Below are 14,010 nucleotides of genomic sequence, written 5' to 3' on the forward strand. Positions count from 1 at the left end.
ATGTTTTTAAGCCAGCAAGACTTTGCCACCGTGGTGCGCTCCACGCCGCTTATCTCCATCGATCTGATCGTTGAGAACCAGCGGGGAGAGTTTCTGCTCGGCAAACGCAATAACCGTCCGGCACAGGGCTTCTGGTTCGTGCCGGGGGGACGCGTGCAGAAAGATGAGACCCTGGCCGCCGCGTTTGAACGTCTGACGCAGGCGGAACTGGGCAAAGGCTTCACGATGGGTGACGGCGAGTTTTACGGCGTATGGCAGCATTTTTACGACGATAACTTCTCCGGCAGCGATTTTTCGACCCACTACATCGTGCTGGGCTTCCGGCTGAAGGTGCAGGAGGCGGATCTCCGCCTCCCTACCGAGCAGCACAACGACTACCGCTGGCAGACCCCTGAAGCGCTGCTGGCGCGCGACGATGTGCATGACAACAGCCGCGCCTATTTTCTGGACGAACGTAAGGCGGAGGCGCCGGGGCTATGAAGATTCTGGTGTATGGCATCAACTATGCCCCTGAACTGACCGGCACCGGCAAATACACCGGCGAGATGGTGGAATGGATGGCCCGTCAGGGCCATGACGTTCACGTCATCACCGCGCCGCCGTACTACCCGCAGTGGGCGGTACAGAACGGCTACGCCAGCTGGCGCTACCGCAAAGAGCAGGGCGAAGCAACCGTCTGGCGCTGCCCGCTCTACGTGCCGAAACAGCCTTCTACCCTGAAGCGCCTGATCCACCTCGGGAGCTTTGCATTCAGCTCGCTGTTCCCGCTGCTGGGCCAGCGCCGCTGGAAACCCGATGTGATTATCGGCGTGGTGCCGACCCTGTTCTGCTCACCGGGCATGCGCCTGCTGGCGAAGCTCACCGGGGCGCACACCGTGCTGCACATTCAGGATTACGAAGTGGACGCGATGCTCGGTCTTGGTATGGCCGGCAAAGGGGAGGGCGGCACCGTTGCCCGTCTCGCCAGCCGCTTTGAACGCAGTGCGCTGCACAACGTTGATAACGTCTCTACCATTTCGCGCTCGATGATGAACAAAGCCATCGAGAAAGGCGTCGAGCCGTCGCGGGTGGTCTTCTTCCCGAACTGGTCAGAAGTGGCGCGTTTTCGCGACGTTGAGGCCGCACAGGTGGCGGCGCTGCGCAGCCAGCTTGGGCTGCCCGCTGACCATAAAGTCCTGCTCTACTCCGGTAACGTCGGTGAGAAGCAGGGGCTTGAGAACGTCATTGAAGTGGCGGACCGCTTCCGCAATCAGGCCTGGACCTTCGCCATTGTCGGCCAGGGCGGCGGTAAAGCGCGCCTTGAGAAGATGGTGGCCGAGCGCGGCCTGACCAACGTGAAATTCTTCCCGCTCCAGCCTTACGAGGCGCTGCCGGCCCTGCTGAAAATGGGCGACTGCCACCTGGTTATCCAGCGTCGCGGTGCAGCAGATGCGGTCCTGCCTTCCAAGCTCACCAACATTCTGGCGGTCGGCGGCAACGCGGTGATCACCGCCGAGGCGCAGACCGAGCTGGGGCAGCTTTGCACAAATTATCCGGGCATTGCCGTGTGCGTAGAGCCTGAATCCGTCGATGCGCTGGCGGCAGGTATCCTGCAGGCGCTGGCGATGCCCGAAGAGAACACGGTGGCACGTGAATATGCCGAACGCACGCTCGAAAAAGAGAACGTGTTAAGCCAGTTTATTGCTGATATCACCGCGCAACGCGAGGGCGTGCAGGCTGTGCCGCACGCGACCGTGAGCGACGGTGGATACGGGGATCAATCATGAGTCAGTCACAACTCTACCCGGTGATTATGGCAGGCGGCTCTGGCAGCCGTCTGTGGCCGCTCTCCCGCGTGCTTTATCCGAAACAGTTTCTCTGCCTGAAAGGGGAACTCACCATGCTGCAGGCCACCATCTGCCGCCTGAACGGCGTGCAGTGCGAAAGCCCGGTGGTGATCTGCAACGAGCAGCACCGCTTTATCGTCGCCGAGCAGCTGCGTCAGCTCAACAAGCTGACCGAAAACATCATTCTTGAACCGGCGGGCCGCAACACCGCGCCGGCTATCGCCCTGGCGGCGCTGGCGGCTAAACGCAACAGCCCGGACAGCGATCCGCTGATGCTGGTGCTGGCGGCAGACCACGTTATCCAGAACGAAGACGCGTTCCGCCAGGCGGTGCGTAATGCGATGCCGTTTGCCGAAAGCGGCAAGCTGGTGACCTTCGGCATCGTGCCGGATCTGCCGGAAACCGGCTACGGCTACATTCGCCGCGGCGAGGTCTCCAACCCGGGTACCGCAGAGGTGGACGCCGTGGCGTTCAGCGTGGCGCAGTTTGTGGAGAAACCGAATCTCGATACCGCCCAGGCCTATGTCGCCTCCGGCGAGTACTACTGGAACAGCGGGATGTTCCTGTTCCGCGCCGGTCGCTTCCTGGAAGAGCTGGGCAAATACCGTCCGGACATTCTGGAAGCCTGCGAGCGCGCCATGAGCACCGTTGACCCGGATCTCGATTTCGTGCGTGTGGATGAGGAAGCCTTCCTCGCCTGCCCGGAAGAGTCTATCGACTACGCGGTGATGGAAAAAACCGCCGATGCGGTGGTGGTTCCGATGGATGCAGGCTGGAGCGATGTCGGCTCCTGGTCATCGCTGTGGGAGATTAGCCCGCGGACCCCGGAGGGAAACGTCCATCATGGCGACGTCATCAGCCATAAGACCGAAAACAGCTACGTCTACGCCGAATCCGGCCTCGTGACGACGGTTGGCGTAAAGGATCTGGTGGTGGTGCAGACCAAAGATGCGGTGCTGATTGCCGACCGTAATCACGTCCAGGACGTGAAAAAGGTGGTGGAGCAGATCAAAGCCGACGGTCGCCATGAGCATCACATCCACCGCGAAGTGTATCGCCCGTGGGGCAAGTATGACTCCATCGATTCCGGCGACCGCTATCAGGTGAAGCGTATCACCGTGAAGCCGGGTGAAGGGCTGTCGGTGCAGATGCACCATCACCGCGCCGAGCACTGGATTGTGGTGGCAGGCACCGCGAAGGTGACCATCGATGACGAGATCAAACTGCTGGGCGAGAACGAGTCGATCTACATCCCGCTCGGTGCCACCCACTGCCTGGAAAACCCCGGCAAGATCCCGCTCGACCTGATTGAAGTGCGTTCCGGCTCGTACCTCGAAGAGGACGACGTGGTGCGGTTTGCTGACCGCTACGGGCGCGTATAACTGACGTTTTTCCGATAAAAAACGACGTAAGAGATAAAAAAATGGAAAAGTTAACCTGTTTCAAAGCCTATGACATTCGTGGCCGTCTGGGCGAAGAGCTGAACGAAGATATTGCGTGGCGGATTGGCCGCGCCTACGGCGAGTTTCTGAAACCAAAAACCATCGTGCTGGGCGGCGACGTGCGCCTGACCAGTGAAGCCCTGAAGCTGGCGCTGGCGCGCGGTCTGCAGGATGCCGGCGTGGACGTGCTGGATATCGGCCTGTCCGGTACCGAAGAGATCTACTTTGCCACCTTCCACCTCGGCGTGGACGGCGGCATTGAAGTCACCGCCAGCCACAACCCGATGGACTATAACGGCATGAAGCTGGTGCGCGAAGGCGCGCGCCCGATCAGCGGCGACACCGGGCTGCGCGACGTGCAGCGCCTGGCCGAAGCCAACGACTTCCCGCCGGTGAACGAGGCTGCGCGCGGCAGCTATAAGCAGATTAACCTGCGTGACGCCTATATCGACCACCTGCTGGGTTATATCGACGTCAGCAACCTGACGCCGCTGAAGCTGGTGATCAACTCCGGGAACGGCGCGGCCGGCCCGGTGGTGGATGCCATCGAAGCGCGCTTCAAAACGCTGGGCGTGCCGGTGGAGTTCATCAAGGTGCACAACACCCCGGACGGTAACTTCCCGAACGGTATCCCTAACCCGCTGCTGCCGGAGTGCCGCGACGATACTCGCAACGCGGTGATCGAGCATGGGGCAGACATGGGCATCGCCTTCGACGGCGACTTTGACCGCTGCTTCCTGTTCGACGAAACCGGTCAGTTTATCGAGGGCTACTACATCGTTGGCCTGCTGGCCGAAGCGTTCCTCGAAAAACACCCTGGCGCGAAGATCATTCACGACCCGCGTCTCTCCTGGAATACCGTGGACGTGGTAAACGCCGCGGGCGGCACCCCGGTGATGTCGAAAACCGGCCACGCCTTCATTAAGGAGCGCATGCGCCAGGAAGACGCCATCTACGGCGGCGAAATGAGCGCCCATCACTACTTCCGTGATTTCGCTTACTGCGACAGCGGCATGATCCCGTGGCTGCTGGTGGCCGAGCTGCTGAGCCTGAAAGGCCAGTCGCTGGGCGAGCTGGTGCGCGACCGCATGGCGGCGTTCCCGGCCAGCGGCGAAATCAACAACAAGATTGCCGCGCCGGCAGAGGCGATTGCCCGCGTCGAGCAGCACTTTGCCTCCCAGGCGCTGTCGGTAGACCGCACCGATGGCATCAGCATGGCGTTCGTGGACTGGCGCTTTAACCTGCGCAGCTCGAATACCGAGCCGGTGGTGCGTCTCAACGTTGAGTCGCGCGGTAACACCGAACTGATGCAGGCGCGCACCAAAGAGATTCTGGCACTGCTGACGCAGTAATTACCTCGGGTCGGCGCTCCCGGCCCGTCGTAACACACGAATGGAAGGTGAGGCGAGACGCGTATGGCGTCCCTTACTGTGAAAAGGACCAGACGACGCCGACCGTCTACACTGCGCTTTGGCGCTTACAGGTACAACGATGACAAATCTAAAAAAACGCGAACGGGCGAAAACGAATGCATCGTTAATTTCAATGGTGCAACGATTCTCTGATATCACCATCATGTTCTTCGGACTGTGGCTGGTATGTAAGTTTTACGCGCTGCCGTTTTTCTACATCCATTTGCTGATGGCCCTGATGACGCTGGTGGTGTTCCAGATGATCGGGGGGATCACCGACTTCTACCGCTCCTGGCGCGGGGTGAAAATATCCACCGAACTGCTGTTGCTGCTGCAGAACTGGACGCTGAGCATCATCTTCAGCGCCGGGTTAATGGCCTTTAACAGCGATTTTGATGCCTCGTTTGGCCTGATTTTCGCCTGGTACTTCCTCAGCAGCGTCGGGCTGGTGGTGTGCCGTTCCTTTATCCGCTTCGGGGCGGGTTGCCTGCGTAATCTCGGGTATAACACGCGCCGCGTGGCCATCGCCGGTGCGCTGCCGGTGGGTAGCGAGCTGGCAGAAAGCTTCCGCAACCAGCCGTGGCTTGGTTTCGAGGTGGTCGGGGTGTATCAGGATCCCACCGAAGAGGGCGTGTCGGCTCAGTGGGCCGGTACCCTGGAGCAGCTGGTGGAAGATGCCCGCGCCGGGAAGATCCACAATATTTATATCGCCATGCCGATGTGTGACGAGCCGAAGATCAAGAAGCTGGTGCGTGCGCTTGCCGATACCACCTGCTCAGTGATCCTCATCCCGGATGTGTTTACCTTCAACATCCTGCACTCGCGCATCGAAGAGGTGAACGGCGTACCGGTGGTGCCGCTGTTCGATACTCCGCTGAGCGGTATCAACCGCATCCTGAAACGCGTTGAGGACATTATTCTCTCCTCGCTGATCCTGCTGCTGATCTCCCCGGTGCTGTGCTGCATCGCGGTGGCGGTGAAGATGAGCTCCCCTGGTCCGATTATTTTCCGTCAGACGCGCTACGGCATGGACGGTAAGCCGATCAAGGTGTGGAAGTTCCGCTCAATGCGCGTGATGGAAAACGACGCGGTGGTGACCCAGGCGACCCAGAACGACCCGCGGGTGACCCGGGTGGGCAACTTCCTGCGCCGCACCTCCCTCGACGAACTGCCGCAGTTTATCAACGTACTGACCGGTGGCATGTCTATCGTCGGTCCGCGCCCGCACGCTGTGGCGCACAACGAGCAGTACCGCACCCTGATTCAGGGCTACATGCTGCGTCATAAGGTGAAACCGGGTATTACCGGCTGGGCGCAGATTAACGGCTGGCGCGGCGAGACCGACACGCTGGAAAAAATGGAAAAACGCATCGAGTTCGATCTGGAATACATCCGCGAGTGGAGCGTCTGGTTCGATATCAAAATCGTCTTTCTGACCATCTTCAAAGGCTTTGTTAACAAAGCGGCCTATTAAGTGAGTACGCGATGAGCCTGAGAAATAAAACCATCAGCGGGGCGAAGTGGTCAGCCATGGCCACCGTCATCATCATTAGCCTCGGGCTGATCCAGATGACGGTGCTGGCGCGCATCATCGACAGTCACCAGTTCGGCCTGCTGACGGTGGCGCTGGTGATTATCGCCCTCGCCGATACCCTGTCTGACTTCGGCATCGCCAACTCGATTATCCAGCGCAAGGAGATCTCGAATCTCGAACTGACTACCCTCTACTGGCTCAACGTCGGGCTGGGGCTGGTGGTGTGCGTGGCGATGTTCCTGCTGGGCGACGTGATTGCCGATGCGCTGAATAACCCGGACCTGGCACCGCTGATCAAGACCCTGGCGTTTGCCTTCGTGGTGATCCCGCACGGGCAGCAGTTCCGCGCCCTGATGCAAAAAGAGCTGGAGTTCAGCAAGATCGGTTCGATTGAGACCTTTTCGGTGCTGGCGGGCTTTACCTTCACGGTAGTGACCGCCCAGTACTGGCCGGTAGCGATGACCGCTATCTGGGGCTATCTGGTTAACAGCCTGGTGCGCACGGCGCTGTTCGGCTTCTTCGGGCGGAAAATTTATCGTCCGGGGCTGCACTTCTCGCTGGCGTCGGTGGCATCAAACCTGCGTTTCGGGGCGTGGCTGACCGCCGACAGCCTGATCAACTACGTCAACACGAACCTTTCGACGCTGGTGCTGGCGCGTATTCTCGGGGCCAGCGTCGCCGGGGGTTACAACCTGGCTTACAACGTGGCGGTGGTACCGCCGATGAAGCTCAACCCGATCATTACCCGCGTGCTGTTCCCGGCGTTCGCCAAGATCCAGGACGACATCGATAAGCTGCGCGTGAACTTCTACAAGCTGCTGTCGGTGGTGGGGATCATCAACTTCCCGGCGCTGCTCGGCCTGATGGTGGTCGCCAATAACTTCGTGCCGCTGGTGTTTGGTGAGAAGTGGGTGAGCATTATCCCAATCCTGCAGCTGCTGTGCATCGTCGGCCTGCTGCGCTCCATCGGCAACCCCATCGGTTCGCTGCTGATGGCGAAAGCGCGCGTCGATATCAGCTTCAAGTTCAACGTGTTTAAAACCTTCCTGTTTATTCCGGCAATTATCATCGGCGGACACATGGCGGGTGCGCTGGGCGTCACGCTGGGCTTCCTGCTTGTGCAGATTATCAACACCGTGCTGAGCTACTTCGTGATGATTAAACCGGTGCTGGGCTCCAGCTACCGTCAGTACATCCAGAGCATCTGGCTGCCGTTTTACCTGTCGCTGCCCACCCTGGTGGTGAGCTGGGCGCTGGGCGTGGCGCTTAAAGGTCATCTGCCGCTGGCCTCACTGTTAGCCGTGCAGATTGCAGCCGGCGTGCTGGCCTTCGGCGTAATGATTGTGCTGTCGCGCAATGCGCTGGTGGTGGAGCTGAAGCGTCAGTTCTGCCGCAACGAAAAAATGAAAATGCTGCTTCGCGCTGGTTAAGCCGGACATCCATTATTAGAACCCCGTTTTGAGGTCAACATGAAGTTACTAATTTTAGGCAACCACACCTGTGGTAACCGCGGTGACAGCGCCATTTTGCGCGGATTGATTGATTCCATCTCCCTGCAGGACCCCACCGCCGAGGTGGACGTCATGAGCCGCTATCCGGTGAGCTCCGCCTGGCTGCTGGATCGCGAGGTGATGCCGGACCCGCTCTACAAGCAGATGAAGCAGTTTAACAACGCCGCGGGCGTAATGGGCCGGGTGAAGAAAGTGCTGCGCCGTCGCTACCAGCACCAGGTGCTGCTGTCGAAAGTGACCGGCAACGGCAAGCTGCGTAATATCTCCCTGCCGCAGGGCTTTACCGATTTCGTCAGCCTGCTGAGCGGCTACGATGCGATTATTCAGGTCGGCGGCTCGTTCTTTGTCGATCTCTACGGCACGCCGCAGTTCGAGCACGCCCTGTGTGCCTTTATGGCGAAAAAGCCGCTGTATATGATTGGTCACAGCGTCGGCCCGTTCCAGGAGCCGCAGTTTAACCAGCTGGCGAACTACGTGTTTGGCCACTGCGATGCGCTGATCCTGCGTGAAACCGTCAGCCTTGATCTGATGAAAAAAGGCCAGATCGACACCTCGAAAGTGGAGCTGGGGGTGGATACCGCCTGGCTGGTGGAGCATCACAACGATGACTTCGTTGCCAGCTACGCGGTGCAGCACTGGCTGGACGTGGCGGCGCGCGAAAAAACCGTGGCCATCACCCTGCGTGAGCTGGCCCCATTCGATAAGCGCCTCGGCACCACCCAGCAGGCTTACGAGCAGGCATTTGCCGATGTGGTAAACCGCATTATCGACGAAGGCTATCAGGTGCTGGCGCTCTCGACCTGTACCGGCATCGACAGTTACAACAAAGATGACCGCATGGTGGCGCTCAACCTCAGCAAGCGGGTGAAAGATCCGTCCCGCTTCCACGTGGTCATGGACGAGCTTAACGATCTGGAGATGGGCAAGATCCTCGGTGCCTGCGCACTGACCGTGGGTACGCGCCTGCACTCGGCGATCATCTCTATGAACTTTGCCACCCCGGCAATTGCTATCAACTATGAGCACAAGTCGGCGGGCATCATGCAGCAGCTCGGCATGCCGGAGATGGCGATTGAGATCCGCCATCTGCTGGACGGCTCGCTGCAGGCGATGGTGGCCGATACCCTCGGCCAGCTGCCGGAGATCAACCAGCGTCTGGCCGTGGCCGTGGCTGCCGAACGCGAGAAGGGCCAGCAGATGGTGAAATCCGTGCTGGCGCGCGCGGGAGGCCGCGCATGAAAGTCAGCTTCTTCCTGCTGAAATTCCCGGTCGCTTCTGAAACCTTCGTGCTCAATCAGATCGTGGCCTTCATTAACATGGGCTATGAGGTGGAGATTGTTTCCATCCACAAAGGCGACCTGCAGAACACCCATGCGGCGTGGCAGCAGTATAACCTGGCGCAGAAAACCACCTGGCTGCTCGACGAGCCGGAGGGCAAGGTCGATAAGCTGAAGTTCCGTGCCGGCAGCACCCTGAAGGGCATCACCAAAGGCCGCACCTGGCGGGCGCTGAACATGGCGCGCTACGGGGATGAAGCCCGCAACCTGATCCTCTCGGCTATCTGTGGCCGGGTGCAGGGGACCATCAGCGCCGACGTCTTCATCGCCCACTTTGGCCCGGCGGGTGTTACCGCCGCCAAACTGCGCGAGCTGGGAGTGCTGCGCGGGAAAATCGCTACCGTGTTCCACGGGATTGACGTGTCGCACCGCGAAGTGCTGGAGCACTATATCCCGGAATACAAAAAGCTGTTCGACCGCGGCGACCTGATGCTGCCAATCAGCGATCTCTGGGCCGGACGCCTGAAAGAGATGGGCTGTCCACCGCAGAAAATTGCCGTGTCGCGCATGGGCGTGGACATGGAGAAATTCTCCCGTCGCCCGACCAAAGCCCCCGGCTCGCCGCTGGAGATTATCTCCGTGGCGCGTCTCACAGAGAAAAAAGGGCTGCACGTTGCCATCGAAGCCTGCCGCCTGTTGAAAGGGCGCGGCGTTGATTTTCGTTACAACATACTGGGCATCGGTCCCTGGGAGCGGCGTCTGCGCACCCTGATCGAACAGTATCAGCTGGACGACGTCATTTTCATGCCGGGCTTTAAACCGAGCCACGAGGTGAAGGCGATGCTGGATCAGGCGGACCTGTTCCTGCTGCCGTCTGTGACCGGTATCGATGGCGATATGGAAGGTATTCCGGTGGCGCTGATGGAAGCGATGGCGGTCGGTATTCCGGTGGTGTCTACGGTCCATAGCGGTATTCCCGAGCTGATTGAAGCCGGGGAGTCCGGCTGGCTGGTGCCGGAAAACGACCCGCAGGCGCTGGCCCAGAGCCTGGAAGACTTTATCGCGCTGGATCGCGACGCGCTGGAACCAGTGCTCGCCCGCGCCCGCCAGAAGGTGGAAACCGACTTCAATCAGCAGGTGATTTACCAGAAACTCTCCGGACTGCTGAGCACACTCTGACTACGTTGAGGATTTATGCGCAACGACAGCCAAAAGACTGCGTTCTCCACACTCTCACGCCGTACTCTGCTTCAGGCCAGCTCGCTGCTGGCCGTCTCACCGCTGCTTCACTCCCCGCTGGCGCGCGCGGCCACCGGCGGCGATGCCGTCAACGTGCAGGACTATTTCCGTTCCGACTGGCCGGATGCCTTTAAGCGCGCCTTTCAGAGCGGGAAAACCGTTCATGTCCCGGCGGATCTGGTCTGCGACAACATTAACAGCGCGGTATGGATGCCGCCTGGTGCCACGCTGCGTATCGCCGGCGGCATGAAGGGCAACGGCAAAGGCCGTTTTATCCTGCAGGACGGCTGCAGCGTGCGCGGGGAGGGGAAAGGGCGCATCAATAACCTCGTACTGGACGTGCGCGGCTCCGACTGTACCATCCGCGATCTGGAGATGACCGGCCTCGCGCCGGTGGCGTTGATCTACATTGGCGGTAAGAAGAAGCGGGTGATGAACAACTTCCTGGTGGAAAACCTCAATGTGCACGACGCTAACTACGCCATTTTGCGTCAGGGCTTCCATAACCAGATGACCAACGTGCGCATCGTCCACTGTCAGTTCCGCCGCCTGCAGGGGGATGCCATCGAGTGGAACGTCGCCATCAATGACCGCGACCTGCTGATCTCCGATCACCTGCTGGAGGATATCAACTGCACCAACGGCAAAACCAACTGGGGTATCGGCATCGGGCTGGCGGGCAGTACCTATGATAACGACTACCCGGAAGACCAGGCGGTGAAGCATTTTGTGGTGGCCAACATCACCGGCCGCAACTGCCGCCAGCTGGTGCACGTGGAAAACGGTAAGCACTTTATCATTCGTAATATTCAGGCCGAGAATATTACCCCGGACTTCAGCAAAAAGGCGGGTATCGATAACGCCACGGTGGCGATCTACGGCTGCGATAACTTCATCATCGACCACGTGAAGATGAAAAACAGCGCCGGGATGCTGATTGGCTACGGCGTGGTAAGGGGCAAATACCTCTCTATCCCGCAGAACTTCAAGCTTAACGACGTCACGCTGGAGAACGGCGACCTGCCGTGGAAGCTGCGCGGCATTCAGATCTCCTCCGGGAATGCCACCTCGTTTGTGGCAATCACCAACCTGAAGATGAAGCGCGCCTCCCTTGAGCTGCACAACAAACCGCAGCACCTGTTTTTGCGCAATATCGACATCATGCAGGAAGCATCGCGCGGCCCGGCAATGCGGCTCCACTTCGACCTGCGCAAAGACGTGCGCGGCAAGTTCGCGGCGAAGCACGACACCCTGCTGTCGATGGCGAATATTAACGCGGTGAATGAAAAAGGGGAGAGTTCGGTGGATATCGACCGGCTGGATCATCAGCATCTGAATGCATCGACCATCAACTTCGCACTGCCGGCAAGGAAGGGGTGATGGGAAAAAATCTCAAATCGCGACCACAGTCCGCCGTACATCACTCATTTGTATCGTGAACTTTGACAGGGTTTGGGATTTTTTCTACTGGCGGTCCTGGGCGAAAGGGTTATACTTTTCGGTCTGACTTTAAGGGACGCAATTCAATTACTGAAAGTGGCTTCCTGATTGTGAAAGCGGGAGAACGCTTTCAGTTTTTTTTCGCATAAATAACGCATCGGACAGGACATGAAAGAGAAGGTCATTTTTATCGGCGCGTCCGGTTTTGTTGGCACCCGACTCATTGAAACCGCTATCTCTGATTTTGATATCAAAAACGTAGACAAGCAATCGAGTCACTTTTATCCAGACCTCACCGTCATCGGTGACGTGCGCGATCAGGCCTCTCTTGATAGTCAGCTCGCTTCCTGCTCAACCGTCGTACTGCTTGCAGCTGAACACCGTGATGACGTCAGCCCGACGTCGCTTTACTACGATGTGAACGTGCAGGGTACCCGTAATGTGCTGGCGGCGATGGATAAGCACAATATCAAAAACATCATCTTTACCAGCTCGGTTGCCGTTTACGGGCTGAACAAAACCAATCCCGATGAAAATCATCCTGTCGATCCATTCAACCACTACGGTAAAAGCAAATGGCAGGCTGAAGAAGTGCTGCGTGAGTGGTTTGAGCGTGCTCCGGAATCACGTTCACTGACTATCGTGCGCCCAACGGTGATTTTCGGCGAGCGTAACCGCGGTAACGTCTACAACTTGCTTAAACAGATTGCCAGCGGTCGTTTTGCGATGGTGGGAGCGGGTAACAACTACAAGTCGATGGCCTACGTCGGCAACATCGTTGAGTTTATAAAGTACAAACTGCACCACGCTGAGCCGGGCTATCAGGTCTATAACTATGTTGATAAGCCAGACCTGAATATGAACCAGCTGGTAGCGGAAGTTGAGCAAAGCCTGAACAAAAAGATCCCCTCCGTACATCTCCCCTATCCGGTGGGTATGATTGGCGGCCTCTGTTTCGATCTCCTGAGTAAGGTGACCGGTAAAAAATACGCGGTGAGTTCAGTGCGGGTAAAAAAATTCTGCGCGACTACGCAGTTTGATGCCACTAAAGTGCATCAGTCAGGTTTTGTAGCGCCCTATACTCTTTCTGAAGGGCTCGATCGCACGCTACAATATGAGTTTGTTGCGGTTAAAAAAGACGATATCACTTTCGTATCTGAATGATGGTAACAGGGCAGCCCATAACGGGCTGCGGTTGTTCCTGGAAACAGCATGGATGTTGGCTTTTCCGAATTCTCTGAGCCACATTGAACAGTAAGTCAGTTCTTATGTAGCAAGATGTTTTGATATAAGAACCGCGGTTTCTCGCTGAAATTAAACGATCTTTAGCGACCGCGCTTACGGCATTCTGGAATATCAACTATTTAGAGGTGGACGAGAAATGAGTAATTTGAAAGCGGTGATTCCGGTAGCGGGTCTGGGTATGCATATGCTGCCGGCAACCAAAGCGATCCCTAAAGAGATGCTGCCTATCGTTGATAAGCCGATGATTCAGTACATCGTCGATGAAATCGTCGCGGCGGGCATCAAAGAGATCGTTCTCGTAACCCACTCTTCCAAAAACGCCGTGGAAAACCACTTCGACACCTCCTACGAACTCGAAGCCCTGCTGGAGCAACGCGTTAAGCGTCAGCTGCTGGCAGAAGTGCAGTCCATCTGCCCGCCGGGCGTAACTATTATGAACGTGCGTCAGGGCCAGCCGCTGGGCCTGGGTCACTCCATCCTGTGTGCCCAGCACATCATCGGCAACAACCCGTTTGTGGTTGTACTCCCGGACATTATTCTCGACGACGCAACCGCCGATCCGCTGCGCTATAACCTTGCGGCGATGGTGGCTCGTTTTAACGAGACCGGCCGCAGCCAGGTGCTGGCAAAACGTATGGCGGGCGATCTCTCTGAGTACTCAGTGATTACCACTCAGGATCCGCTGGAGAACCCGGGCAAGATTGGCCGCATTGTCGATTTCATTGAGAAGCCGGATCAGCCGCAGACGCTGAACTCAGACCTAATGGCGGTAGGCCGCTATGTGCTTTCTGCCGATGTCTGGAATGAGCTGGAACATACCGAACCGGGTGCCTGGGGCCGTATCCAGCTGACCGACGCCATCGCCGAACTGGCGAAGAAACAGCCGGTTGAAGCGACGCTGATGACAGGCGAAAGCTACGACTGCGGTAAGAAAATGGGTTACATGCAGGCATTCGTAAACTATGGTCTGCGCAATATGAAAGAAGGGCAGAAGTTCCGCGAGAGCATTAAGAAGGTGCTGGCGGGTTAAGGCCTGACCTTTTAGCCAAAGTAATAACGAAACGGTAGTCGAGCATTCAGGTTG

Annotated in this window: 11 protein-coding genes; all 11 read left to right on the top strand. The window is 58.1% G+C overall.

Features of this window, described 5'->3' with window-relative positions; genetic code table 11:
* The gene (locus tag ET34_RS0107505) at positions 1 to 480 is read left to right on the top strand and encodes a GDP-mannose mannosyl hydrolase (RefSeq protein ID WP_031520844.1); all 480 of its coding nucleotides are present in this window, start codon (positions 1 to 3) and stop codon (positions 478 to 480) included.
* On the top strand, positions 477 to 1,766 hold the full coding sequence (gene wcaI, locus ET34_RS0107510) for a colanic acid biosynthesis fucosyltransferase WcaI (protein WP_072001984.1): 1,290 nt from the start codon (positions 477 to 479) through the stop codon (positions 1,764 to 1,766). Before ET34_RS0107505 ends, wcaI begins: the two co-directional genes overlap by 4 nt.
* On the top strand, positions 1,763 to 3,208 hold the full coding sequence (gene cpsB, locus ET34_RS0107515) for a mannose-1-phosphate guanyltransferase (RefSeq protein WP_031520848.1): 1,446 nt from the start codon (positions 1,763 to 1,765) through the stop codon (positions 3,206 to 3,208). Before wcaI ends, cpsB begins: the two co-directional genes overlap by 4 nt.
* A 41-nt stretch (positions 3,209 to 3,249) precedes the next feature.
* Positions 3,250 to 4,620 (top strand): colanic acid biosynthesis phosphomannomutase CpsG, encoded by a 1,371-nt coding sequence (gene cpsG, locus ET34_RS0107520; protein ID WP_031520849.1) that lies wholly within the window; start codon positions 3,250 to 3,252, stop codon positions 4,618 to 4,620.
* Between the two features lie 139 nt (positions 4,621 to 4,759).
* The gene (wcaJ, locus tag ET34_RS0107525) at positions 4,760 to 6,154 is read left to right on the top strand and encodes an undecaprenyl-phosphate glucose phosphotransferase (RefSeq protein ID WP_031520851.1); all 1,395 of its coding nucleotides are present in this window, start codon (positions 4,760 to 4,762) and stop codon (positions 6,152 to 6,154) included.
* An 11-nt stretch (positions 6,155 to 6,165) separates the two neighbouring features.
* Positions 6,166 to 7,644 carry a colanic acid undecaprenyl disphosphate flippase WzxC gene (gene wzxC, locus ET34_RS0107530; RefSeq protein ID WP_031520853.1) on the top strand — a complete coding sequence of 493 codons (1,479 nt, stop codon included), beginning with the start codon at positions 6,166 to 6,168 and terminating at the stop codon, positions 7,642 to 7,644.
* A gap of 39 nt (positions 7,645 to 7,683) precedes the next feature.
* Positions 7,684 to 8,964 carry a colanic acid biosynthesis pyruvyl transferase WcaK gene (gene wcaK / locus ET34_RS0107535; RefSeq protein ID WP_031520854.1) on the top strand — a complete coding sequence of 427 codons (1,281 nt, stop codon included), beginning with the start codon at positions 7,684 to 7,686 and terminating at the stop codon, positions 8,962 to 8,964.
* The gene (gene wcaL, locus ET34_RS0107540) at positions 8,961 to 10,181 is read left to right on the top strand and encodes a colanic acid biosynthesis glycosyltransferase WcaL (RefSeq protein WP_031520856.1); all 1,221 of its coding nucleotides are present in this window, start codon (positions 8,961 to 8,963) and stop codon (positions 10,179 to 10,181) included. Before wcaK ends, wcaL begins: the two co-directional genes overlap by 4 nt.
* 15 nt (positions 10,182 to 10,196) lie before the next feature.
* The gene (gene wcaM, locus ET34_RS0107545; protein WP_031520858.1) at positions 10,197 to 11,621 is read left to right on the top strand and encodes a colanic acid biosynthesis protein WcaM; all 1,425 of its coding nucleotides are present in this window, start codon (positions 10,197 to 10,199) and stop codon (positions 11,619 to 11,621) included.
* Between the two features lie 228 nt (positions 11,622 to 11,849).
* Positions 11,850 to 12,845: an NAD-dependent epimerase/dehydratase family protein gene (locus ET34_RS0107550; RefSeq protein WP_031520860.1), complete on the top strand. Its 996-nt coding sequence runs from the start codon at positions 11,850 to 11,852 to the stop codon at positions 12,843 to 12,845.
* Positions 12,846 to 13,062: 217 nt separating this feature from the next.
* Positions 13,063 to 13,956 carry a UTP--glucose-1-phosphate uridylyltransferase GalF gene (galF, locus tag ET34_RS0107555; protein ID WP_031520862.1) on the top strand — a complete coding sequence of 298 codons (894 nt, stop codon included), beginning with the start codon at positions 13,063 to 13,065 and terminating at the stop codon, positions 13,954 to 13,956.
* Positions 13,957 to 14,010 lie beyond the last annotated feature (54 nt).

This window comes from Siccibacter colletis (genome assembly GCF_000696575.1).
In the GTDB taxonomy this organism is placed as follows: domain Bacteria; phylum Pseudomonadota; class Gammaproteobacteria; order Enterobacterales; family Enterobacteriaceae; genus Siccibacter; species Siccibacter colletis.